At 69.9% G+C, this 24,000-nt stretch carries 21 protein-coding genes; 9 read left to right on the top strand and 12 right to left on the bottom strand.

Annotation, left to right across the window (positions count from 1 at the left end):
• Positions 1 to 13 precede the first annotated feature (13 nt).
• Positions 14 to 1,333, bottom strand: coding sequence for a CehA/McbA family metallohydrolase (locus E7T09_RS11775; protein WP_136389367.1), 1,320 nt, complete (start codon positions 1,331 to 1,333; stop codon positions 14 to 16).
• A 94-nt stretch (positions 1,334 to 1,427) separates the two neighbouring features.
• Here E7T09_RS11775 and E7T09_RS11770 point away from each other — a divergent pair, with 94 nt between their 5' ends.
• The 7 genes from E7T09_RS11770 (at position 1,428) to E7T09_RS11740 (ending at position 7,441) form a co-directional block, all read left to right on the top strand.
• Positions 1,428 to 2,546 (top strand): extracellular solute-binding protein, encoded by a 1,119-nt coding sequence (locus tag E7T09_RS11770; RefSeq protein WP_136389366.1) that lies wholly within the window; start codon positions 1,428 to 1,430, stop codon positions 2,544 to 2,546.
• Between the two features lie 25 nt (positions 2,547 to 2,571).
• Positions 2,572 to 3,447 carry an ABC transporter permease gene (locus E7T09_RS11765; protein ID WP_136389365.1) on the top strand — a complete coding sequence of 292 codons (876 nt, stop codon included), beginning with the start codon at positions 2,572 to 2,574 and terminating at the stop codon, positions 3,445 to 3,447.
• Complete coding sequence (locus E7T09_RS11760) at positions 3,444 to 4,316, top strand: ABC transporter permease (RefSeq protein WP_136389364.1); 873 nt, start codon at positions 3,444 to 3,446, stop codon at positions 4,314 to 4,316. The genes E7T09_RS11765 and E7T09_RS11760 overlap by 4 nt, the downstream gene beginning before the upstream one ends.
• A gap of 1 nt (position 4,317) precedes the next feature.
• Complete coding sequence (locus tag E7T09_RS11755) at positions 4,318 to 5,349, top strand: ABC transporter ATP-binding protein (RefSeq protein WP_136389363.1); 1,032 nt, start codon at positions 4,318 to 4,320, stop codon at positions 5,347 to 5,349.
• A complete protein-coding gene (locus tag E7T09_RS11750; RefSeq protein WP_136389362.1) occupies positions 5,346 to 6,125 on the top strand; it encodes a glycerophosphodiester phosphodiesterase in 780 nt (259 codons plus the stop codon). The genes E7T09_RS11755 and E7T09_RS11750 overlap by 4 nt, the downstream gene beginning before the upstream one ends.
• Before the next feature lie 20 nt (positions 6,126 to 6,145).
• Complete coding sequence (locus tag E7T09_RS11745; protein ID WP_205747001.1) at positions 6,146 to 6,280, top strand: YMGG-like glycine zipper-containing protein; 135 nt, start codon at positions 6,146 to 6,148, stop codon at positions 6,278 to 6,280.
• A 63-nt stretch (positions 6,281 to 6,343) separates the two neighbouring features.
• Positions 6,344 to 7,441, top strand: coding sequence for a metallophosphoesterase (locus E7T09_RS11740; protein WP_136389360.1), 1,098 nt, complete (start codon positions 6,344 to 6,346; stop codon positions 7,439 to 7,441).
• A 218-nt stretch (positions 7,442 to 7,659) separates the two neighbouring features.
• Here the strand turns inward: E7T09_RS11740 and E7T09_RS11735 are convergent, their stop codons facing one another.
• From E7T09_RS11735 to E7T09_RS11695, 9 genes are all read right to left on the bottom strand, one after another.
• Entirely contained in the window at positions 7,660 to 8,829 is a 1,170-nt protein-coding gene (locus E7T09_RS11735; RefSeq protein ID WP_136389359.1) for an MFS transporter, read from the bottom strand.
• Positions 8,826 to 9,368 carry a DUF6428 family protein gene (locus tag E7T09_RS11730; protein ID WP_205747000.1) on the bottom strand — a complete coding sequence of 181 codons (543 nt, stop codon included), beginning with the start codon at positions 9,366 to 9,368 and terminating at the stop codon, positions 8,826 to 8,828. Before E7T09_RS11730 ends, E7T09_RS11735 begins: the two co-directional genes overlap by 4 nt.
• Before the next feature lie 186 nt (positions 9,369 to 9,554).
• On the bottom strand, positions 9,555 to 9,803 hold the full coding sequence (locus E7T09_RS11725; protein WP_136389358.1) for a GNAT family N-acetyltransferase: 249 nt from the start codon (positions 9,801 to 9,803) through the stop codon (positions 9,555 to 9,557).
• Positions 9,797 to 10,276, bottom strand: coding sequence for a MarR family winged helix-turn-helix transcriptional regulator (locus tag E7T09_RS11720; RefSeq protein ID WP_136389357.1), 480 nt, complete (start codon positions 10,274 to 10,276; stop codon positions 9,797 to 9,799). The genes E7T09_RS11725 and E7T09_RS11720 overlap by 7 nt, the downstream gene beginning before the upstream one ends.
• A 78-nt stretch (positions 10,277 to 10,354) precedes the next feature.
• The gene (locus tag E7T09_RS11715; RefSeq protein ID WP_136389356.1) at positions 10,355 to 11,041 is read right to left on the bottom strand and encodes an MIP/aquaporin family protein; all 687 of its coding nucleotides are present in this window, start codon (positions 11,039 to 11,041) and stop codon (positions 10,355 to 10,357) included.
• A complete protein-coding gene (locus E7T09_RS11710; protein WP_136389355.1) occupies positions 11,042 to 11,503 on the bottom strand; it encodes an arsenate reductase ArsC in 462 nt (153 codons plus the stop codon).
• 9 nt (positions 11,504 to 11,512) lie between these two features.
• Positions 11,513 to 11,833, bottom strand: a complete 321-nt coding sequence (locus E7T09_RS11705) for a helix-turn-helix transcriptional regulator (RefSeq protein ID WP_136389354.1) — start codon at positions 11,831 to 11,833, stop codon at positions 11,513 to 11,515.
• Positions 11,834 to 12,133: 300 nt separating this feature from the next.
• Entirely contained in the window at positions 12,134 to 12,529 is a 396-nt protein-coding gene (locus E7T09_RS11700) for a helix-turn-helix transcriptional regulator (protein WP_136389353.1), read from the bottom strand.
• A 227-nt stretch (positions 12,530 to 12,756) separates the two neighbouring features.
• Entirely contained in the window at positions 12,757 to 15,030 is a 2,274-nt protein-coding gene (locus E7T09_RS11695; protein ID WP_136389352.1) for a heavy metal translocating P-type ATPase, read from the bottom strand.
• A 269-nt stretch (positions 15,031 to 15,299) separates the two neighbouring features.
• Here E7T09_RS11695 and E7T09_RS11690 point away from each other — a divergent pair, with 269 nt between their 5' ends.
• A complete protein-coding gene (locus tag E7T09_RS11690) occupies positions 15,300 to 17,408 on the top strand; it encodes a tetratricopeptide repeat protein (protein ID WP_136389351.1) in 2,109 nt (702 codons plus the stop codon).
• Between the two features lie 164 nt (positions 17,409 to 17,572).
• Complete coding sequence (locus E7T09_RS11685) at positions 17,573 to 19,345, top strand: HAD hydrolase family protein (RefSeq protein ID WP_136389350.1); 1,773 nt, start codon at positions 17,573 to 17,575, stop codon at positions 19,343 to 19,345.
• 227 nt (positions 19,346 to 19,572) lie between these two features.
• On the opposite strand, the gene E7T09_RS22455 is transcribed toward E7T09_RS11685, so the two are convergent.
• Entirely contained in the window at positions 19,573 to 19,707 is a 135-nt protein-coding gene (locus tag E7T09_RS22455; RefSeq protein ID WP_255578429.1) for a hypothetical protein, read from the bottom strand.
• A gap of 141 nt (positions 19,708 to 19,848) precedes the next feature.
• The gene (locus E7T09_RS11680) at positions 19,849 to 23,937 is read right to left on the bottom strand and encodes an AAA family ATPase (RefSeq protein ID WP_136389349.1); all 4,089 of its coding nucleotides are present in this window, start codon (positions 23,935 to 23,937) and stop codon (positions 19,849 to 19,851) included.
• Positions 23,938 to 24,000 lie beyond the last annotated feature (63 nt).

Below are 24,000 nucleotides of genomic sequence, written 5' to 3'. Positions count from 1 at the left end.
CCGGGGCCCGGACTTATGGAAGCGCGTACACCGGGTTGGTGAGCGTCTGCAGGCTGCCGTCGGGCAGACGAAGCTCCAGGTTCAGCCAGCGGCGGACGTCCAGCGTGCGTTCCACGGGCTCCTGGCCGCTCAGCGGCTGCTCCTCACGCCGACCGTCGATCACCCAGACCAGCGTGCCCTCGACGGGACGGAGCCATTCCAGCCGCACGTCGAGCGCGCCGCCCGGAAAGGATGAGCCCAGTTCCACGGCGTGCTCCCCCGCCCTGAACGAGGGCCTCAGCGCGGCGTCCGTCGACAGGTAGGTCGTGCCGGCGGCCAGTTGCGCGGCCAGCCGGGCGGGGTCGTCGGTGGCGGGCGTGCAGGTCAGGCCGTGATCCGGCCGGTACGCGGGGCCGTGGTTGTCGGTACCGGCCGTGGCGGTCACGTGCCGTCCGGCGTGCAGCAGGCCGTACCAGTGCTCGAGCGCCAGGGCGTTGTGATGCGCAGACCGCTGCCCGTTCCAGACCTCCAGGTGCGTGGCGTCGCCGGGTCGCAGGTCGAAGTACGTCCAGGTGCAGCCGGTGCAGAAGGGATCGCCGGGCGCGAAAGGATGGGCAATGGTCAGGTATGCGCCAGCCTCTGTCTGCAGGGCGTCGGACAGGGCGCGCATGCCCACCTGCTGGGTCATGGCCGTCCAGTCGGCGTATTCCGGACGGCCGATGATGACGCCGTGTCCGTAGTACGTCGTGAGTTCCAGGCCGGGCAGCAGCACGCCGGGGAAGTGCCGCGCCAGTTCGGCGCGTCCGCTGGTGGTGTTGTGGTCGGTCAGAGCCAGGAAGCGCAGGCCGCGCGTCAGGGCCGCCGCCGCCAGCTCTCGGGCCGTCCAGCGGCCGTCGGAATGGGTGGTGTGGCAGTGCAGATCGCCCATCATCCACTCGCCGGGCGCGAGCGGCGGCAGGCTTGGCAGCATGGACGGCTCGGCGTCGGCGTCGATGTCCGGGGCGGGCACCGTCTCGACCACCACTTCCGCGTCCAGCGCAGTCAGGGCCAGGTGCACATGCACGCCGACCGTCCACGTCCCGGCCTCGATCTCACCGGGCCGGTAGCCGGGCGTGGCGGCGCGCGCCGAGACCATCACCTCCTGCGCGTTGCCGTGCCGGTGCCCCGCCCCCCGAAAGCCGCCCGGGCCCGTGAGGCTGAGGGTCACGAGATTCTTGAGGTCGCCGAGCGTCCAGGGCGTGAAGGACAGCGTGACGCGCAGGGCGGCGGCGCCCTCCGGAAGGTTCACCGGGATATGACGGTGGGTCTTGGTGTCGCCCGGGGCGAGGGTGAAGGCGAAGCGGTGCCGTTCCATGACACGAGCCTAGGGCACCCGGGTCAGCGCACTGACATGGCCCTGACCGCGCGCAGACCGTCCCGTCACACGCCCGGCCTACCGTCAGGACGTCATGAACACCACTCTGTTGTGCGGACTCCTCCTGCTGGGCGCGATCGGTGGCGTCGCCTCGGCCCAAGCCCCGACCACGCTGAACCTGTACTCGGAAGGCGACGTGAACGTCAAGGATCTGTGGGAGAAGAACCTGATCCCCCTGTTCCAGAAGGCCAACCCGACCATCAAGGTGAACCTGGTGTTCAGCGCCCACGGTGCGAACTCGCAGTCCACCCTCGACCGCATGGCCGCCGCGAAGCAGGCCGGCAAGGTCAGCGGCGTGGACATCCTGGAAGGCCCGGTCGAGGACGCGGCCAGCAAGGGCCTGCTCGACAAGCTCAGCGTGCAGAAGGTGCCGCTGCTCGCCCGCGTGAGCCCGAACGTGCTGGCCCGCGCCGGCTCCTTCGGCGTGCCGTACCGCGCGAGCTCCGTGGTGCTGGCCTACGACTCCAGCAAGGTCAAGACCCCGCCCAGAACCCTCTCAGCCCTGATCGACTGGATCGGCAAGAACCCCGGCCAGTTCACGTACAACGCGCCGGACACCGGTGGCAGCGGCAACGCGCTGGTCACCCGCATCATGAAGCTCGGCATTCCCGCCAGCGCGTCCACCACCTTCGAGACCGACTACGACGCGGGCATGGAAAAGTACTGGGAGCAGGGCTTCACCACCCTCAAAAAACTCGCCCCGAACCTGTACCAGAACGGGCAGTACTCGCAGAACAACGTGGGCACGCTGCAACTGCTCGGCAAGGGTGCGATCACCATGGGTCCGGTGTGGTCCGACATGGGCCTGAGCTACCTCGCGCAGGGCCTGCTGCCCGCGAACATCAAGCTCACGCAGATTGACCCGCCGCTCTCCGGCGGCGCCGCCTACATCGGGGTGGCCGCCGACAGCGCCAACAAGGCCGCGGCGTACACCTTCCTGAACTGGCTGCTCACGCCGGACGTGCAGGCCATCGTGGCCGACAAGATGAACGGCTACCCCGGCGTGCAGCTCAAGTACATGCCGGCCGCCGTGCAGCAGAAGTTCGGCGATATGGCCGGGGACTACTCCTTCGGCTTCTCCAGCAAGTTCAACGCCGACATGACCCGCATGTGGTACGAGCGCGTCGCCGGCACCCCGCAGCCCCAGAAGTGACGTGCTGATCCCGCCCCTGAGACGCATGAACGGGAAGTCCCTGCTGGGGCTTCTCTTCGTGCTTCCCCCCCTGCTCGTGCTGACGCTGCTGGTGCTGTGGCCTGCCGTGGACGCCCTGCGCTTCTCGCTGGGGCTGGTGCCCGCGGGCAACGTGAACTACACGACCGGACTCGACCTGATCCGCAGCGACCATCCGACGCTGGCGGTGTTCTCCAGGCTCGTCTCGAATGTGGCCTTTGGACGTGACCTGCGCCTGACGCTGTTCGTGACGGTCACGGCGACGGCGCTGCTCACGGCACTCGCCTACTCCCTGGCACTCTACGGCCGCTTCCACAAAGGCCGAAGCACGGAACTGGTTCGCACCCTCTACCTGCTGCCGATGTTCATCCCGACCATCATCGCCGCGTACGCCATCACGACCTTCTACGGCGACAACGGGCTGCTGGAGGCGCTGCTCTCGAAGGTCGGCCTCGGCTACACCTCGCCGATCCGATTGCCCTGGGGCATTGTGCTCGGGCAGGTCTGGGTCGGCATTCCCTTCGCGGTGCTGATGCTCTCCAGCGGCCTGGACGGCATTCCCGAGGAGCAGATCGACGCGGCCCGCGACCAGGGCGCGCCGTTCTGGACGATCCTCACGCGGCTGGTGCTGCCGCTGAACCTCGTGCCGCTCCTGATCGTGCTGACCTTCTCGTTCATCGGCATCTTCGGGAGTTTCACGGTGCCGTACCTGCTCGGGCCGACCGCGCCCACCATGCTCGGAGTGAGCATGCAGCTGAACTTCGGTGCGTTCCGGCAGCCGCAGGTGGCCGTGGCCCTGGCGGTCTTCAGCTTCGCCGTGTGCGCGGTGGTCGGGTACCTGTATGTCGCCGCCACCCTGCGGCAGAACCGGGGGCGGGCATGAGCCGGACAGAGGTGGGCGCCGCGCCCGCCTCCCCGCCGGCCGGCGCCGCCTGGTTCCTGGGCGTTCCCGCCCTGAAGCGCGCCGTGACGCGCATCCTGATCCTGGCCTTCGGGCTCTTTCTGCTGCTCCCGATCTGGACGCTGCTGCTGTGGGCGGTCACGCAGAAGTGGCTGTTCCCAGGCGTGCTGCCGCAGGAATTCGGGCTGCGCTGGTGGCAGTGGGTCTTCACGAACGCCGATGTCGGCAAGGCCGCGTATTGGAGCTTCACGACCGCGCCGACCGTCACCCTGCTCTCGGCGGTGATCTGCCTGCCCGCCGCCTACGCTTTCGCGCGCTTCGACTTTCCCCTCAAGCGGCTGCTGTACGTGTCGCTGCTCGCCTCGAACGCCTTCCCGAAACTGGGCCTGTACATCGCCATCGCGGCGCTGTTCTTCCGCCTGAATCTGATCGGCACGTTCTGGGGCGTGGTGTTCGTGCAGCTCGTGAACTCGCTGGTGACTATGATCTGGATTCCCGCGGCCGCCTTCGGGGCCGTGCCGCGTGAACTGGAGGAAGCCGCGCGGGACGTGGGGGCCCGTCCCCTGCGGGTGTTCTTCAGCGTCACGCTCCCCATCGCGCTGCCGGGGATCATCGTGGCGCTGATCCTGACTTTCCTGGGCTCCCTGGACGAAGCGCAGGCCACGCTGATCATCGGCACGCCGGAGATCACCACCCTGCCGGTCGAGATGTACTCGCTGGTGTCCAGCTACCCGGAACCCGTCGGCGCCGTGTTCAGCGTACTGCTCGCCGCGCCGTCGGTCGTGCTGCTGCTCCTCGCGCGCAGATACCTGCTCTCCGGCTACCTCGCCGCCGGCTTCAAGGGAGGCTGAGATGTCCACCATCGAGTTCGACCATGTCCACAAGGTCTACGCCGGCCGCCCCGCCGTGGCCGATCTGAACCTCACCATCCCCAGCGGGGAACTGGTGTGCCTGCTCGGCCCGTCCGGCTGCGGCAAGACCACCACCCTGCGGCTGCTGGCAGGCTTTCTCACGCCCGATGCCGGGGACGTCCGCATCGACGGGCAGTCCATGCTGCGCCGGGGCCCGGAAACGCGGCCCACCGCGATGGTCTTCCAGCGCTATACGCTGTGGCCGCACATGAACGTGTTTCACAATGTCGCCTTCGGCCTGAAGCTGCGCCGCCTGCCCGACGCCCAGGTGGTGCACAAGGTGCATCAGGCCCTGACCCTGGTCGGTCTGCCCGGGATGGAGCGGCGCAGCCCGGCGCAGCTCTCGGGGGGGCAGCAGCAGCGGGTCGCCCTGGCCCGCGCGCTGGTGCTGGAACCCCAGGTGCTGCTGCTCGACGAGCCGCTCTCCAGCCTGGACGCCAAGCTGCGCGTCAGCCTGCGTGACGAGATCCGCGCCATTCAGCGCGAGCTGGGCATCACCACGGTGTTCGTCACCCACGACCAGGAGGAAGCGCTGGCCGTCGCCGACCGGATCGCGGTGATGGAAGGCGGCGTGCTCCAGCAACTCGACGATCCCGGCACGCTCTATGCCCGCCCGGCCACCCGCTTCGTCGCGGACTTCATCGGCCGCATGAACTTCCTGCCGGGCAGCGCCGGGCCGACCCTGGGCCTGGACGTGCCGCCGGGCGCGGAACTCGCCGTCCGGCCAGAGGACCTGCACTTCAGCGACCTCGGCGCGCCCTTCCGGGTGGAGCAGGTGCTCGACCTCGGCCCGGTGCGCGAGGTGCGTGGGCGCCTGGCGCTGCCCGGCCCGGTCGGCGCCGTGCCCCTGACGGTGCAGCTCGCGCGGGGCGAGGCCCCGGATATGGCCTTCGTCCGGGTGCGCCGCGCCCTGACGTATCAGAATGGTGCGCTGCTGGGCGACGCCGTGCCGTCCCACGGAATCCGCGCATGAGAACCACCAATCCGTACCTGATTGAACGCCGCGCGGCCGGTGTCCTGACCACCGCGCATGGCGGGGCGTCCTGGGCGGCCGGACCGAACACCCTGGAGGCGCTGCGCGCCGCGCTGGAGATCCAGCCGGACTACGTCGAGCTGGATGTGCACCTCACCCGCGACGGGCAGTTGCTGCTGTGGCACGACGGGCACATCGTCACGCCCGACGGTGGCCATGCCATTGCCGATCACACGCTGGCGGAGCTGCGCACCCTGTCCACGCCGGACGGCACCGTGATCACCCTGCATGAGGCGGCCGAGGAAGTGCGCGGCGTCAGCGGCCTGCTGATCGACCTGAAGGCCCCGGCGCTTCAGGACGCGCTGCTGGACTTCATCACGGCCCAGCGCGTGGAGGACGTGATCGTGTGCGGCGGGTACGTGGACACGCTGCTGGCCCTCAAGGCCGGGCGTCCGGGCGTGGCCGTCTCGCTGACGCCCGACGCGGAGACCTACCGCACCCTGGCGTCCAGCCTGCGCCACCTGCACACCCTGGACGCCGTGACCGTCTACTGGCGCACCGTCAACCGCGCGATGGTCGATGCCGCGCACGCGCTGGGCGTCCTGCTGCTGGCGTGGACGGTCGATCATGGGCCGGTGGCTGAACACCTGCTGGCCCTGGGCGTGGACGGCCTGACCAGCAACAACATGTCCCTGCTGCGCGCGCTGAAGCGGCGCGACGCCCAGGCCAGCGCCGGTGACCCCCGGCTGACGGTGCCCGGCTTCCCCGAATCATGACGTCCAGGCGTGCAGACCGCTTGACGTCTGGTGTGGTGATCGGCGCGCTCGGCGGGGCGCTGCTGGGCCTGGCGACCGGCTGGGATGCCGGGCAGGGCGCGGTGCTGGGGGCCGCCGTAGGCGCCGTCCTGGGCCGTCTGCCGCGCCGCGCGTGAGTCGCCCGGGCCGCGCCAGACCGGGATGACTGTTGCCTGACCGCCCCCCGCCACACTGCGCGCGTGAAAACACTGACCTCTGCGGCCCTGCTCGCCCTCGGACTCGTGCTGGGCGGATGCGCCCCGGCGATGGGCCAACCGTCCTCGGACGTCCTGCTGACCTTCAGTACGGTGGGCGACAGCCGCGAAGATCCCACCACCGAGGGCCTGAACGCCCAGAACAGGCTGTGGCTTCAGAACACCCGCGCGTGGACGCGCATCATGACGGAGGCGAACGCCCAGGGCTCGAAGGCCCTTTTCTTCAATGGCGACATGATCATGGGCTACACCACGGATCGGGCCACCCTCGACCGCCAGTACGCCTTCTGGCGCGGCATGACCGCCACCCTGATGGAACAGGGCACCTACGTGGTGCCGGTGCCGGGCAACCACGAGACCCAGGAGAAGGGCACCGACGCGGCCGGCAAGGGCTTCAAGCTGGCCCGCCCCGGCAATGAGGACGCGTGGCGCGCCAACATGGGCGACCTGATCCTCGACCAGACGCGTTTCGCCGCCCTGACCAGCCTGAACGCCACGCACTTCGATCCGGCGAACACGCCGGCCATCGGCGGCGCCGACACCATCACGACGGATCAGAAGCAGCTCACGTACTCCTTCGATGTCGGCCCCATCCACTTCGCCGTGATCAACACCGACGCGGTCGGCTGGGACAGCCACGCGCCGGTGGCGTGGCTGGGGGCGGACTTCGCCGCCGCGAAGGCACGCGGGCAGACCCGCTTCTTCGTGTTCGGCCACAAACCCGCCTATACCTACAAGTACAACGACAAGGTCGCGCCCGGTGGCATCGACACCGATCCTGCCAACCAGGCGGCGTTCTGGGACGTGATCGAGCAGTACGGCGCGACGTCCTTCGCCGGACATGAGCACATCTACCACGCCATGCAGCCCCGCAAGGATCAGGGCGGCAAGGCGTGGGAGGTCATCGTCGGCTCCGGCGGCAGCCCCTTCGAGGCCAAACCCGGCGACAGCACCACCCCGGTCGACCGGTACTACGCGTGGGCGACCGTGCAGGTCATGAAGGACGGCCGCGTGCACATCCGCACCTATGGTTTCGACGAGACCTTCGGCAAGACGAAGATGCTGGCCAGCTGGGATCTGTAGGCTGTACCTGGGCAGGGAAGCCATGTGCCACCGCGTTCGGACGCGCCCTGCTGCGTGCCTAGGACACCGAGGCTGCCGTGCAGGCCGAGCCTCCGGACTGTTCACGCGGTGCCCGTCGAGTGCAGTGGCGCCTGTTCGTGACCATCACCGACCGAGCTGTGTGCCGTGGCGTGTGCAGTGAAACCAGGGGAGAACGATACGTTCCGCGCGCTCATCGTTCAAGCGGCTGGGTCGAGCGTCTCGGCGCGCACCACCCAAGCTGAGAGCGCCGCCAGCCCCGTCAGGCCCCACAGTGAGGGGGAGTAGCTCCCGCCCCAACTGAACAGCAGGCCCACCGCGAAGGGCGTCAGCGCCTGGGCGAGGTTGACGGGCCAGGCAAGCCATCCGTTGACTGTGCCGAAGCGGTTCGCGTCGTAGCGCGCGAGCAGCAGCTCCGTGCGGGCCAGGGTGAGCGCGCCGTTGGCCAGCCCGAACAGTGTAATCGCGACGGCGGCGGCCCAGGTGGAGGACAGGGTGGCGAGGAGGAGTAGCCCGAGACCCAAGGTGACGAACAGGAGCGCGGTCAGCCGCCGAATGCCGAGACCATTGAGCAGCGGCGCGAACAGCACCCGGCCGGGCAGGGCCGCGAGACCCATCAGGCCAGCGAGTGCCGCTGCGACCGCTGACGCCTCCCCACGCGCGAGCAGCAGAGGCGCGAGTTGCAGGCCGGTGCCCACCGAGACGATGCGCGCCAGGGTGAAGCTCAGCACCAGGCGCCGAAAGGCAGGGTCGGGCTGAAAGCCAGGTCGGATACCCGTCCGTGTCCCCGCATCGTGGCCCGCACGCGGCAGCACGATCCACCCCAGCCCGGCCGTGATCAGCAGCAGGCCCGCGAGCGTCCCGAGGGCCACCGTCAACCCGCCTGCCTGAAGTCCCGCGCTGGTGAGCGGTACGAAGATAGTGCTGGCCAGCCCGGCCACCAGTGTGATCGTGAGCGTGGCGCGCCGACGGTCGGCCGGCTGGAACTGCTGCGCGACCACCACGAACACCGGCTCGTAGAAGGTCAGGGTCATGGCCACGCCCGCGAGCACCCAGCACGCCACGAAGCCCAGGTAGGTGGGGTGCAGGCTCAGACCGGCCAGGGCGGCGGCGCCGAGGGCCGCGCCGCCGCTGATGAGCGCCCGGCCCCCGAAGCGGTCGACCGCACGGCCGACGACCGGGGCCAGCGCCGCGTTGGTGAGGAGCGCCAGCGTGAAGGCCAGACCTGTCTGGGCGCGGCTCCAGCCGGTGACATGCTCGGTGGCGACCGCGAGCAGCGGCTGCGCGTAGTACAGCGCGCCGTAGCCGGCGGTGGAGAGAAACGCCAGCGTCCAGATCAGGGGACGCTGGCGGGGAGACGGGGAGGTCACTGCAGGCTGATGGGCGCCTGAGGCGTGCAGCACCCGCTGGCCGGCGCGCAGCCTTCAGCCTGTGCCTCGGCGGCCGGTTGCCCGCAGCTGTCTCCGGCCTTGCACTGCACGCCGGGTGTGCGCAGGTGGACGATCGTGCGCCCGGCCTGCTCGTCCACGTGGCTGACGTGGTACTGCAGCGCGGGCGAAGCGGCGTTGCCGTACTCGAAGCGCACCTCCGCCTCGTCCCGCACCGGAATCCGGCGGGTGACGCGGTCGTAGATGGCCAGGAACTTGCGGGTCGTCATGAAGCCGGCCTCGGCCTCCTGGGCGCTGCCGTCCATCAACTGGATCACGGTCTCGCGCCAGCTGGCCGCCTTCCCGCCGCAGTCCATCGCCTCGATACTTACGGCCTTGACCTCGGTGACGTGGTAGCCGGGGCCGATGAGCGGTTGGCCGAGCAGCCAGAACTCCAGGGGACGCTGTGATGGTGAACGCAGGGCGTCCAGGAGCGCTGCGGTCGAACTCTGGCCGGCGAGTCCGGGAATGGTCTGGGTCATGGTGGGCTCCTTGAGGGCGAGGCGCATGAGGGAGGCGGAGGCCGGACAGGCTCCCTGGAACTCGCGGGAGGCGAGCAGGGCGGCCGGGGCCGCTGAGCGGGGCACATTCGCGAAGCCGAAACGCGGGAAATAAGTCTCGGCCGTCGTCGTGAGCAGGTAGACGGCCTTCAGGTGACGGTGCCGGGCCTATTCGATGACTTCGTCGACAAGTCGAGCGGCGATCCCCTGCCCACGTGCGGTCGGCGCGACCGCCACCGAACGCAGCAGACCAACGTCGTCGTGCACCTCGAGGCCAGCCAGCCCGACCACTTCACCCTCTTCGGCGAGGCGAAAGGAGCTGAGATGTTCCTCGGCCCCGGCGGTAGGCAGGTGGACGGCCGCGAGGAGCTTCAGAACAATGGGCAGATCTGCGGGGGTCGCGTCGCGGATCAGCATGCGACACCGCCGTCACCGTCCAGCTCAGACTGGAGCGCCGCACTCAAGTTGCCGAGGATCTGCAGGGCCACCGCCTGTTCCGCTGCCGGCAGGCGGGCCAGCACCCGGGCGGATTGGGCGTTGAGCTGCGCGTCGAGCTCGTGGGCGGCCCGGTGCCCGGCATCGGTCAGGCGCAGCAGCAGGGCGCGGCGGTCGCCGGGGTGCGGCGCCTTGACCAGTCGACCCTGTTCCACCAGGTCGTCGGTGCTGCGGCTGAGCCAGGCTTTGTCGAGGTTCAGCGTGCGGGTCAGGGCGGTCAGGGTCTGGTCGCCCTCGCGCTCCAGGGTGGTGAGGATCGCACATTGGGTCGCGGACTGCACGTCGCAGCACGCGAAGTTGCGCTGTTGCAGTTGGGTGAACAGCCGAGTCACCGTTCGCAGCAGCGGGCCGGCCTGCTGCGGGGCCACTAGGTTGTTGTCTTCGACAACGGTCATATCCGAACTGTAGCCCTACGCAATAAAGTTGTCAAGGTCAACAGTTGTGGAAGTCAACGATCAGCTGTTGGAGATCGCTCAGGGCTGTGGGCTTTGAGGGGCGAATTCCTGCGCCTGATGTGGATCGGCCTCGATAGGCTCTCGGGGGCTGAGGACATGGTTCACCACAACGGCGAGTCCAGCCCCGAGGAGTGGCGCGGCCCAGTACAGCCAGTGCGCCGTCCAGATCCCGCTCGCCAGGGCCGGGCCGAAGGAGCGCGCCGGGTTCATGCTCGCTCCGGTGATGGGGCCGCCCATCATGGCTTCCAGGGCCACCACGCCGCCCACCGACCACGGCAACCCGCTGCGGAGCGCCACCAGGAGCAGGACGAAGGTCATGATCAGCTCCAGCACGAAGGCCTGCCCGACACTTCCGGCGGGAACCGTCACGCCCAGAGTGCCCTTCATCCCGAACAGCGCGAGCAGCACGAAGGCCGCCAGGGTGGCGCCCACCAGCTGCGCCGCGACGTAGGGCAAGACCCGGCCCATGGGAAACCGACCGGCCAGGGTCAGGGCGACGGTGGCGGCCGGGTTGATGTGCGCGCCGCTGATCGGGGCCAGCGCCGCGATGACCACGGCCACCGTCAGCCCGAAGGTGAGAGCAACGCCCGCATGCCCCAGAGCCCCGGTCTGGGCATCGACCACGGCGGCGCCTGGCCCGAAGAAGATCAGCGCGAAGGTGCCGATCAGCTCGGCCAGGAGTGCCCTGGACAGAGGGGCCTCCATTCAGGCGACGGTGACGGCGGAACTGTCGTCGTAGCTGGGCGGTACCGGCCGACCGTCCCTGAGGCTCTGGACGAACGCATCAAACTGGATCCCGAGCTGGTCGCGCACCGCGCGCCAGCGGTCGAGGCTGCCGCCGGATGGATCGGTGAAGGGGTAGTGGAGCCGCTCAGTCTTGCCGGGATAGACCGGGCAGGCCTCAGCGGCACTGTCGCACACCGTGATGACATAGTCGAAGTTCCAGGGGTCAGGCACGTCGTAGAGCGTCTTGCTGGTGTGCGTGTCGAGGCCCAGGCCGAGTTCCGCCATGACCGTCTTCGCATCGTCCTTGACCCGGGTGGCCTCGGTGCCGGCGGAGTACACCTCGAGATCAATCCCGATCCGGCGCGCCGCGTTGCGGGTCAGGGCCTCGGCCATCTGGCTGCGGGCGCTGTTGTGGGTGCACAGGATTAGGACGCGGGTCATGTCGCTACCTTAACAGAGCGATTTGATTCGGTGCGTCGGGGCCGGGTCAGGCGTGAGCAGCGCATAGAGCAGGTCGCCGCCGACGGAATACAGCCGCTCGCGTTCCAGGCGGTAGTAACTGTTCTTGCCCCGCTGCTCACTGCTCACTAGGCCGACGTCTTTCAGGGCGGCCAGGTGATAGGACACCTTGGACTGCGGCAGTGCCAGGATGGCCTCCAGATCGCAGACGCAGTGTTCGCCGTGGGCCAGAATCCGAATCACCTCGAACCGCACGTCGCTGGCCAGGGCCTTGAGGAGGTCAAGGACAGTCGTCGCGGCCTGATCGGTCATGGACGCAGTGTAGTTGATGGGATGCTGCGGCCGCCGGCCAGCATCTGGGCGCGTCATGTGGTGCGTACCGACTGGCCCTCCACCTCCGGGTCGAGTTCCACGTCATCCTGCGCAAGGAATCAGTGGGTGCCGTCGGCGTGGATCATCACGAACGCGTCTTCAACAGCGTCGCTGGTTCCGAGCTTATGGCAGAGTCCGTCGCGAAGGCCAGCCGATGATCGACCGCCGGCTCCTCGACGTTCCAGAGCAATCCAGCTCCGAATGCCCTGAGCAGGTCGGCCATGGCGCGGGTGTGGTCGCCTATTCGCGCGCGTGCTCCAGCGCACTGTCGATCAGCGTCGTGACGTGGTGATCGAGCAGGCGGTAGTACGCGACCCGGCCTTCCTTGCGAAACGTCACCACCCGGCCGGTGCGCAGCTGCCGGAGTTGATGGCTCATGGCACTCTCGCTGATCCCCACGACGCCTGACAGGTCGCAGACGCACAGTTCCCCCACACGCAGCGCGCTGAGGATCTTCAGCCGCGTGGGATCGGCCACCATTTTCAGGAAGGCGCTCGCCTGCTCGACACATCCGGCGTCCGGCAGCGTCAGCCGGGCCTGGCGCACCGCCTCCGGATGCACGCAGGCCACCTCACAGAGGTCGTCTTGAGAAACCGTTCTCACCACTCCAGTGTAGTGCGGGGTGCTAGAGCGCATGGTCGATGCATCACTGTCGAAACACCCAAACCGAGACTGGCCGTGGCCCCATGGCCAGTCCCATCTGAATCTGAGACAGGGTCAGGCCGGATGGACTGGACGGCATTCACGTCCGCGCGCCGCTGCGTCTCGTCCAGTGCGTCCACATCAACCTGGGTATTCTTTGCGGTGAATTCGGCTTCGGCTGCCCTAGACGGCTTGCCGTCGCTGAAGCCGGGCACGGGTGCTCAGGTGCCGCTCGGGGCGAGGGTGGGGGCCGGCCCTGTCGTGGCCTGCGTGTCGCCCTTCCCCTTCCAGCGCAGCAGCCGCAGGGCGTTGGCGGTCACGATGGCCGTCGCGCCGGTATCGGCCAGGATCGCCATCCATAGGTTCGTGTAGCCCAGCAGGGTGGTGATCAGAAAAATCAATTTGAGGCCCAGCGCGAAGGCGATGTTCCATTTGATGTTCGTCATGGTGTCGCGCGAGAGCTGCACCAGGTCGGCCACGCCCATCACCCGCTCGCGCAGCAGGGCCGCGTCGGCGGTCTCCAGGGCCACGTCGGTGCCGCCGCCCATGGCGATGCCCACGTCCGACTGGGCCAGGGCGGGGGCGTCGTTGATGCCGTCCCCGACCATGGCCACGCCACCCTGGGCCCTGAGCTGCGCGATGACCGCGAGCTTGTCCTCGGGCAGCAGGTCGGCCTGCACGGTCAGGCCCAGGTCACGGCCGATGGCCTGTCCGGTGCGGGCATTGTCGCCGGTGAGCATGACGGTGTTCACGCCTAGGTCACGTAGCTGCGCCAGGGCAGCCTTCGCGTCCGCACGGGGTTCGTCGCGGATGGCGATCAGGCCCATCGCCACCGAGTCACCCACAAGCACAACGGCCGTGCGGCCCTGTTCCTCGAACGCGGCAATCTGAAGCTGAAGGTCTAGAGTCAGCGGCGCCAGAGTCGCCGCGTGGCGGGGCGAGGTCACACTCAGGGCGCGGCCTTCGACCGTGGCGGAGACGGCCTTGCCGGGGATTGCCTGGGCGTCCGTGACCGGGGGGACGGTGACCTTCTCCCTGGAGGCCGCGTCGGTGATGGCCCGGGCCAGCGGGTGGCTGCTGCCCGATTCCACGGCGGCGGCGAGGCGCAGCACCTCGCTGCGGTCAATGCCGATGCCCACGATATCCGTCACGCGCGGCCTGCCGGCGGTCAGCGTGCCGGTCTTGTCGAAGGCGACCGTCCTGACGGTACCGATGGTTTCCAGCGCCGCGCCGCCCTTGATCAGCAGGCCGCGCCGCGTGCCCGCGCTGATGGCACTGGTGATGGCGGCGGGTACGGAGAGCACCAGCGCACAGGGGCAGCCGATCAGCAGCAGCGCGATGCCCTTGTACAGCCACGGATGCCACGGCTGGCCCAGGAGCAGGGGCGGTACCAGGGCCACCAGCGCGGAGACCAGCACCACGCCGGGCGTGTAGTACCGGCTGAAGCGGTCGATGAAGCGCGCCGTGGGGGCCTTGCTGCCCTCGGCTTCCTCGACCAAGTGGATGATCCGGGCGATGGTGTTGTCGGCCGCCGCCTTATCGACACGCAGCGTGAGCACGCCGTCGGTGTTGATGCTGCCGGCGTACACGGTCTCGCCCACCGTCTTCACGACCGGAACGCTTTCCCCGGTCACGGGGCTGTCGTCCAGGCTGGAGGTGCCGGTCAAGATGGTGCCGTCGGCGGGGACGCGGGCGCCGGGGTTGACCTGCACCGTCTGGCCCACGGCGAGTGAATCGGCGGGGATCTCACGCGTTCCGCTGCCCTCGACCAGCAGCGCGGTCTTGGGGGCCAGGGCGGCGAGGGCCTGGATGCCGGCCCGGGCGCGGCCCGCCGCGATGCCCTCGAGCAGTTCGCCCACCGCGAAGAAGAACACGACGACGGCACCCTCGGCCGCCTGGCCGATCAGCACGGCGCCAATGGCGGCCAGCGACACCAGCATGTTGATGCTGAAGGGATCGCCAAAGCGCGCACTGGCCACGGCCTTCTTCGCCAGAGGCCACACGCCGAGCAAGGTCGCGGCGATATAGCCCCAGGTGGCCAGGGCCGGCTCGACAAACCCGAACAGCCATGCGGCCAGCAGAAGCACTCCGGACGTGACGACCAGCTTGCCCTGTCCCGTGCGGTACCACGGCGTACCGGCAGGAGCGGCCTCGTGGACGTGACCGGCGTGACTGTGGCTGGCCTCGTCGTGGTCGTGTGCTCCGTGATCGTCATGGGCCTGGGGCGTCGCGGCGGATGGCGTGCCGCCGAGCAGAGATGGGGCATAGCCCAGGGCCTTGAGGTTGCCCTCAAGTACCGCGCGGGGCGTCTGATGTTCGTCAAGCTGCAGGTTCAGGGTCTGCCTGTTGAAGCTGGTTGTCACTTCCGTGGCGCCGGGCACGGTGGCGATCATGCGTTCGACTTTCTGCACGCAACTGGCACAGTCCATCCCGTCCACGAAGTAGGTCAGATGGGCCGTCTCCGGTTGTGGGGCTGCCGGGCGGGAGGAGGTCATACTCCCAGTATAGCTGAGCGGTTGCTCATATATGGCTCGGTTCATAGGTCAGTAAGAAGTGCCTCCTCTGCGTTGTGAGACCTACGTTGTCCGACCCGTTCCGCGGAAGTCCGGAGCGTGGGTCTGACGAGACAGAGGGCCCCGGTGCTCCCTCGCACGACCGGGGCCAGCGGGTCAGCCGGAGTGGAGCAGGTCCAATCATCCTCGTATCACGGGTGACCCGGTACGGTCGGCGCACACGACCCCACCAGGGTCTCAAGGAGGAAGTGATGCCCCACCGAATGCCCGTCCTGGCTGCCCTGCTGGCCCTGCTGCCCGCCGCCGCACACGCCCAGCCCGCCCGCCCCACGTTGATGTATGCCTTCAGCGACGCCCGCGAACGCCCGGCACCCGCGGCCCTCCGGGGTGACCTCCAGACGGCCAGAAGCTGGACGTGCCGTCCCAGTTCTCCGGTCGCCGCGCTCCAGACCAGCCTCAAGGCCATCGAGGCGCAGCTCGCGGGAATGGATCCCAAGGATCCCAACCGGGCCGTATTCCAGAAGATGCTCGATGACCTGCGGGCCAGCGCCACCACCCCGCCGGCGTCCACAGTACCTGCCCCCGCCCTCACGTTCGCGGCGGCCCTGAAGAATGCCCACAGCTGGTTGCAGCAGCATGAAGCGGCGGGTCTGCGGGCCTTCGAGGCCAGCCCGGACTCCAAAAACCCTGCCAGAGCCACGCTCGCCGCGCTGTCCGCCAGCACCCTGGGGAAACCCGGTGCCGCGCTGGCCGCGCTGTTGGCCGCCGAGCGCCTGAAGCCCGGCGATCCTCAGGTGCGCGTCAATCTGGGCGGGGTGCTGTCGAGCCTGGAACTGCCCGCCGAAGCGCTGGCAGTGCTGTCTGCTGTGAAGCCGGGTGCTGGCACCGGCGCGCTGGGGCTGTCCAACGAGGCGGTGTGGCAGAACAACCGCGGTTTCGCCCTGTTGCAACTGGGCCGCGCTGCCGAGGCCGAACGCGCGTTCCAGAAGGCCGTGCAGCTTGCTCCCGGGTTGGCGGAGGCCAGCCTGAACCTGGCCCGGGCGGAGATGTGTCTGGGCAAGACTCCGGCGGCCGTACAGCATTTCGGGGCGGGCCTGCGGCGCACCCCCAGTCCGGCCGCGCAGGCGACGAGCCCGCGCGCGGCGGCGCTGGCCCAGGAGATCACCACCCGCACCTCCGGCAGCCCGGCCGACTCGCCGACCCGCCGCCCGCTGCACGTGACCTACGACCTCTCTCATGGCCGGAGCACGACCCTGCCGAACCTCAAGATTCCCTGGACACCCGCCGAAATGGTGGCGCTCGAAGGGCAGTACCGCGCGCTGCGCGACGAACTGGGCACGCGCATGGAGGCCCTGAACAAACGTGGGGCCGAGGTCGAGCGGCTGCTCCGTGCGCGGGGGGAACCCTCGCCACTGGCCGCGTCGTACCGGAGTGCGCTGTGGTCGGCCATCCTTACCAGTGACCGTGAGCCGCGCCTCGCCGCGCTCCGCCGCACCATGGAGAAGTCCGGCCGGGCCCCCGACGAGATCTGGACGGCGTTCTGGCACTGCGAGGGCAACTGCAAGATCGACGTGTTCACGACCCAGGCCAGCAAGTCTCAGAATTACAAGGAGACCCTGCGCACCCTGTGCATCCCGGCGCTCGAAGCGGATCACAACCGCTTTCGCGGCGCGATGCTGAACTGGGCGACCGACATCGGCGCGTACCTCAAGGCGAGTTACCGCCTGGACACCGCCCTGGCCGCCAACTACCGCGACCCGCTGTGGCATGAACGCGCGTCCCTGTCGGCCGAGTGGCAGGCCACGGCGCTGTTCTGGGGCTACGTCAGCCAGGCATCCGCCTGGGCACTGGACATCAAGCAGTTCCAGGACAGCTGCGTGAAGGGCGACAGCGACATCCAGCCCTCGAAGGAACCGGTCGCCACGCCGCTGGAGCTGCCGCGATCCAGCATCTGTAAGGACCTGCTGGGCGGCTGGAGCACCAGCCTGACCGTCGGTGTGGGCAGCGTCACCATCAACTGCGACAGTGTCAGCGTCACGGCCGCCACCCCCGGCTGGATCGGGGCCTTCAGCACGCTCAGCCACTCCTTCGGCTCAGACGAGTACACGGTGTTCGTCGGGATTCAGGAAACCCTGACGGTGCCCGTGCCGATCACGCCCGTCGGGATCTCCTCGCAGCAGGGGGTCTATGTCACGTGGGGTGACAAGGGCGTGGTGGACGCGGGCGCACAGATCACGACCAGCGTCAGTGCCGGGGGCGCACTCGAGGAGATCGGTCTGAGCCGGGACCTGATCACGCCGGTAACCGGGGCGGTCAGCGGGCAGTGGAGTTTCGTCTCCAGCGGTGGCGCCACCCCGTGACCAAGGCGGAGCGGAGTCATCGGAGGTCTCCCGCTGCCCCGCCTGGACTGAGGGGAACGTAACGCGGCGGTAATGCCGTGTGGCCACCGTGGAGTATGGAAGCTCGGCGCGTCCCCTGCCACCTGGCGACACCACGGTGGCAGGCGGGCGTGTAGCTTGCTCGTATGCTCCTGAAGGTACTGGCCTTCGATTACGACGGGACGCTCACCCTGGACGGCACCATCGCGCTGTCCACCTGGGCGGCGCTGGAGCGGGCGCGGGCCGCCGGGTTCGTCCTGCTGCTGGTCACCGGCCGCATCCTGGATCTCCTGCCGAACCAGGTGCGGGAGTCGGACGTGTTCACGGCCATCGTCGCCGAAAACGGCGCGGTGGTGTACTTCCGGACGCGCCGGACGGTGGCGCTGCCCTTCGGGCGGGTGGATCCGGCGCTGGTCGCGGCGCTTGCGGCGCGTCCGCTGCCCCTGGAGCGGGGGCTGGCGCTAGTGGCGACCTGGGAACCGCATGACCGGGCGGTCGAGGACGAGGTGCGTCGTGCCGGAGGCGGCGCGGTCGTCGAGTACAACAAGGGCGCCGTGATGGTGCTCCCGCCCGGCGCGACCAAGGGCGCGGGCCTGCACTACGCCCTGAGCGAGCTGGGCTACAGCCTGCACAACACGCTGGCCTGTGGAGATGCCGAGAACGACCGCAGCATGTTCGTGATGGCCGAGGTCTCGGTCGCCGTGGCGAATGCCAGCGCCGGGATCCTGGCGCTGGCGGACGTCCGGCTGGACGCGGTGGCCGATGAGGGCGTCCGCACGCTGCTCGACACCCTGGTCAGCGGCGCGCCGGCCCTCCGGGTCAGGACGCGGGTGGAGCGGGAGAGCACCCTGGGCACCGACGAAGGCGGCCAGCCCGTGACGCTGAATGTCGGCACGTTGCTGCGCGGCACGCTGGGCGTGCTGGGGGCGAGCCGCAGCGGCAAGTCGTGGCTGGCGGGCCTGCTGCTGGAACAGGTCTCGGCGCTGGGTTACCAGTGCCTCGTGGTTGATCCCGAGGGGGACTACCGCACGCTGCGCGCACTGCCGCACGTGCTGGTGCTGGGTGGCGACGAGACCCACTTTCCCGACGTGCCGACCGTGCTGACCATCATGGAGTACGCCAAGGTGAGCCTGGTGCTGGACTTCTCGCTCGTCGGCGCCCCCGAACGGGACGAGTACATCACGGCGCTGCTGCGGGCCTTGCGGGCACTGCGGGCCACGCGGGGCCGGCCGCACTGGATCGTGATCGACGAACTCCAGAACCTCTGCCGGCAGGAGGACAGCGTTCTGGCGCGTGAACTGCTGGCCAGCGCGCAGGAGGGAGGCGTGGCCTTCGTCGCGTATCGACCGTGTCAGCTCTCGGCGGCGCTGCTGCGTCAGACCCGCCACTGGCTGCTGACCGCCCTGAGGCTGCCTGAAGATCTGGCGGCCATCGGCGGCGTCCTGACGGCGCAGGGGCATGATGGTGCGGCGCTGTGCCGCCTGTTGCCGCAGCTGACCCGTGGGGAGGGCGTCCTGTGTACGTCATCGGAGCCGCCGGTGGCCGAGCCGGCGCGGTGCACGAGCTTCCGGGCCTCGATCCGAGCGAGCCCCCATGTGCGGCACCTGCACAAGTACCTGATGGCCCCGCTGCCGTCGGGCCGGCAGTTCTACTTCCGGGATGAGCGCGGCGCCGCGTACGGTCAGGCGGCGTCGCTGTGGGAGTTCCGAGAAGCGCTCCACACGGTGCCCGTGGCGTCGCTGACGTTCCACCTGACGCGCGGGGACTTCGAAGCCTGGGTGCGGGGCGTCCTCCGTGACGATGCCCTGGCAGGGCAGATCCGCAAGCTCTCGCACACTGGGCTCACGGGCGAGGAGCTTCGCGTGCAGCTGGTCGAGGTGGTGCAGGAACGCTACGCCGAACTGGAACGTCTCACCTGACCGGCGCCATTCCGTCCGGCGCGGCCCGTCGTCCACCTGTCGGAGGGGGCGCACTGGACGACCTCGTGCTCCTTGTCTGGTGGCCTTCTGGCAACGGTTGGCCGGGCAATCACGGTCGGATCATCCGTCCCCAGGTACGGTGGCCGCATGACTGCCCAGGATCGCCCCGGTCTCAGCGCGCAGCGGTTCCTCGACCTGTGGCCTGCGCCCACTTCCACCGTCAGGCCTCACGCGACTGTTGCCACTGCGCCGGACACGATCCGGCGTGTGGCGGCCGAACGGTGGGCAACGTGGAGTGCGGCGGCCACGCCGCGACCGCTGGCGGTCTTGCTGCCCTGAGCCCACAGGTGGACGGTCGTCATTCTTCGCCGACGTCCGGCCGAGCCCGGTCATCCCCGTGCGAACCCCTGCCTGCCGATTCCTGACGACCCTGCATTCCAGCCCCTACCGCCTGGGCGGGAGGCCCGCAAGGGATGTGCGACCTGCCCTGGGGGTGTGGGTGGTTACGCCGGTCTGGCGCTTTGGGCGCGCGCCCAGTCCAGGGCCGTGGCGGCGTCCATGATGCGGCCCTGAGCCCTCAGCCGCTCGAATTCCTGTGTGCCCAGGGCGCCGGCGAGCATGGCCTCGGTCTGGGCGGGCGGCAGCGGTCCCTCATCCCAGTTGGGCGTGCTGATCTGTTCGCGCAGGGCCTGGGACGCGCCGTACAGCGTCGCTCCGGTTCGCAGGTCACCCTGTTGCAGCCGCAGGAGCGTGTGCGCCTCCAGGATCATGGCCAGCCCGTTCAGGTAGCCGATGGCCTGCGCGTGCCGCTGGGCCTCGTCCAGGTTTCCGGCCGCCTGGGCGTGCTGGCCACCCATGATCGCGGCGATGGCCAGGACCGCGTGTCCATGCAGGGCGTTGAGGTGATCCTCACGCGGCCCGGCCAGCGCCACCACCTGCGCGTACCACTCGACGATGCCCGGCGGGTCGCGCCGGGCCATTGCCTGGAACCCGTTGGCGCTGTATGCCAGCGCCAGGACGAAGGGATCGACGGTGCGGGCCGTTTCGACGGTGGCGCGGGCCAGTTCCCCGGCCCGGCCGGTCTCGCCCAGCTGCGTCAGGGCGAGGCTGAGGAAGACCGTGCACAGCGCCTGGCTGGCGGTGTCGCCCGCCTTCCCGAACTCCCGGACGGCCCGCTCCAGTGACTCCCGCGCGCCCTCGCGCTCGTACAGCCACAGCTGCATGATTCCCAGGGTGCCGTAGGCCTGCGCGGTCGCCAGGGGGCCGAGCGTCGCGGCCTCCGGGTGCGCGAGGAGGGCGAGGGTCGGCACCTTTGCGCCCACCATGCGGCCGCCGATCCAGGCGTACACGGCCACGCGCCAGCCCAGCTCCGCCGCGTCGTCCAGCCGGCCGTGCTCCAGCAGCCAGGTGGTCGCGGCGCGCAGGTTGAGCGCTTCGGCGGCCACCTCGTGAACCCAGCGCGCCTGCTGCGGCGTGGCCAGGGCCGCCTGCGCGCGGCGGCCCAGCTCCAGCAGGAATCCGGCGTGCCGTTCCCGCGCCGGGTGCTCCTGGCCGCTCTGGATCAACTGCTCCAGGGCGTACTCGCGGATAGTGGAGAGCATGTCGTAGCGCGGTTCTCCACCCGGTACCTCCAGCACCCGCACCAGGCTGTGGTCGATCAGGGTGCTCAGCGCCTCCAGGACGTCCAGCTGATCCGGCGTCTCCATGACCGCCTCGGCCGCCTCGAGCGTCCAGCCGCCGTGAAACACCGCGAGCCGCCGGTACAGGTCACGTTCGGCCGCCGGGAGCAGGTCATCACTCCACGCGATGGTCGCCCGCAGGGCCCGCTGCCGTTCCGGCAGGTCCCGCGCGCCCTGGGACAGCAGCGGCAGCGCGCGGTCGAGCCGGGCGAGCAGCGCCGCGGGTGCCAGGGCCCGCAGGCGCGGGGCGGCGAGTTCCAGGGCGAGCGGCAGGCCGTCGAGCCGCCGGATGATGTCATGCACGGCCTCCCGGTTTGCGGGGGTCAGGGTGAACTCCGGGCGCATCGCGCGGGCCCGCTGGACGAACAGCGCCACGGCCGGGTGGTCATCCGGGGCGCCGGGCGGCAGGGTCAGCGGCGCGACCGGGAACAGCCGCTCGCCGGTGATCCGCAGGGGCGAGCGGCTCGTCACCAGCACCCGCAGCTCTGGCGACCCCCGCACGAGCGCGGCGACCTCACCGGCCGCGCCGAGCAGCTGCTCGAAATTGTCCAGCACCAGCAGCGTCCGCTTTGCGTTCAGTACTCCCTGCACGGCCGGCAGCAGGCCGCTGCCGGAGTCCGGCACGCCCAGCGCGCGGGCCAGCTGGAGCAGCAGGGCGTTCGGATCGGTCTCGCCGGCCAGCGGCACGAAGGCCACGGCGCCCGGGAAGTCGGCCGTCAGGGTGCGGGCCACCTCGACGGCAAGCCGCGTCTTGCCGACCCCGCCCGGCCCGATCAGCGTCACCACGGGCTGGCGACCCAGCAGGGCGCCGCGCAGCACCTGGAGATCGTCGTCCCGACCGTAGAACCCCTCGGTCGTGAGGGGCAGTGCCCAGCCCTGCGCCGGGGGTACGGCGGCCGGGGCCGACCCGCCGCTGCGCTGCACCAGGTCCTCGCGCAGCGCCTGGAACCGCGCGGCGTCCTCGGGCATGAAGGTGGCGCGGGCATGACGCTCGGCGGCGTGCAGCGCGGGAATCGACTCGGTGGGGTGCCCGGCCTCCAGCCAGTGCTGCGCGATCCGGGCCGGGTTCGCGCCGATCCGCTCCAGGGCGCGCGCGGCCCCCCGGTGCAGCAGGGGCCGCAGCGACGCGGGGATGTTCCCGGCGACCGCCTCATAGACTAGGTCGTGCCAGAAGCCGTGGCCGCGCACGATCTGGGCGGCGCTCAGCTCCTCCCACACGGCCGCGACATCCAGCACCGGCGCCCCCAGCACGTCCGCGACCAGCGCCACATCGAAGTCCCGCTGCAAGATCGCTGCGGCCCGCGCCGCCTGGAGCGCCGGCGCCGAGAGCCGCTCCAGGCGGCGCTCGATCAGCTGCCACACCCGCGCTGGCAGCGGCAGGCGCTCGGGGAGGTCGTCCGAGAGCTGATCCGTCTCGATCAGGTGCTTGACGGTCTCCAGCAGGAAGAGGGGGTTGCCGCCGGTGTACTGCAACAGCCGTTCCCGCACCGTGGGCAGCGCCGGCACGCCCACATCGTCCATCAGGGCGTACAGGTCCGCGTCGGCCAGGGGCTCAATGTCGATGATCTCCGCCATGCCCAGTGCGGCCAGCTCCACGACGCGCTGCTCGCTGTCCGGGGCGACCTCGCCGCGACGGTACGTCACGATGGGCTGGGGCATGCGGCCGGTCACGCCCGCAGGCGGTGGAGTGAACCACATGTACACGCCGTCCTGGTTGGACGTGTCGTCGTAGTACTGCCAGTCGTCCAGCACCAGGCTCGGGAGCTGCCCCAGCCGCTCGATGAAGAACACCTGCATCGCCTGCCGCAGCCGCAGGACGTCCAGATCGCTCGCCAGCGGTGGGGCCAGCCGATCCGTGTCGTCGGCGAGTTCCGGCACCAGGCGCGAGAGTTCCCGGCGGATCCACGGCGCGACGGGCAGCTCGGGCCAGCGGGCCAGGGCGCTGCGCGCGTTGCGGGCCGTGGACGCGAACGGAACGGCCACGTCGCCCGGCCGCCCGCTGAGCACGGCCGTCTCGCCCTTGCTGGCGGCGAAATCCAGGGCCAGGCGCGTCTTGCCGGTGCCGGGATCGCCCCGCAGGTAGATCCAGCGTCCGGCGGTCCAGGCTGCCTCCATGCGCGCCCATTCCCGCTCACGGCCCACCAGCGACGGGGGCCTGAGCACCGAGAGTGGCAACGCCCGTTTCTCGGCGGGCGGCCCGGACGGCACCGACCCCCGTTCGATCTCCCGCGCCAGGGCCGCCGTCTCCGGGAGGGGATCGCTGCCGAACTCGCGCCGCAGCACCTCCACGCACTTCTGGTACGCACGCAGCGCCGCCGGGCGGTCGCCACGCAGGTAGTGCAGCCGCATGGCGCGCCGCCACGCGTCCTCCGAGACGGGATCGAGCTCCAGCAGGTGCCGCGCGAGTTCGAGCGCCTCCCCGTAGAGCCCGGCCTGTTCCAGGCGGCCACCCTCCTCGCGCAGGGCCGTGCCGCGCCAGTCGCGCAGGCGCTCGCGTTCGGACACCACCCAGTCGTCGAGTTCGGCGCAGTCGTCGTACGACAGTCCCGCGAGCAGGTCACCCGGCAGCGCCCGCAGCTCCTGGTAGCGGCCCTGCGCGTACCACTCTCTGAACTGCACGGCGTCCACCACGATTTCTGGCGGCAGCACCAGCGGATCGCCGGAGCCGAGCAGGTCTGTGCCCGCACTCAACCTCAGTTTGCGCAGCAGTTGCGAGAGGTTGTTGCGGGCCGTGGACTCCGGACTCTCCGGCCACAGCAGCCCGACCAGCCGCGACCGGTACGTGGCCCCCTCCAGGGCGAGGTACGCCAGGCAGGCGGCCATCTTCCGCTCCAGCCGCCAGCCCTCCAGCTCCGGGCCGCTGAGGGTCGCTGAACCCAGGAGCTGCAGGCGCCACGCTACAGGAGTGGTCATGGAGCCCCCATGGTACTGCCGGGCGAGCGCATCACCCTCCAATCACGGTGGCCCGGGTAGCGT

The sequence above is a fragment of the Deinococcus sp. KSM4-11 genome (assembly GCF_004801415.1).
Lineage (GTDB): Bacteria > Deinococcota > Deinococci > Deinococcales > Deinococcaceae > Deinococcus.
This window is presented reverse-complemented; position numbering and strand designations above follow the sequence as displayed.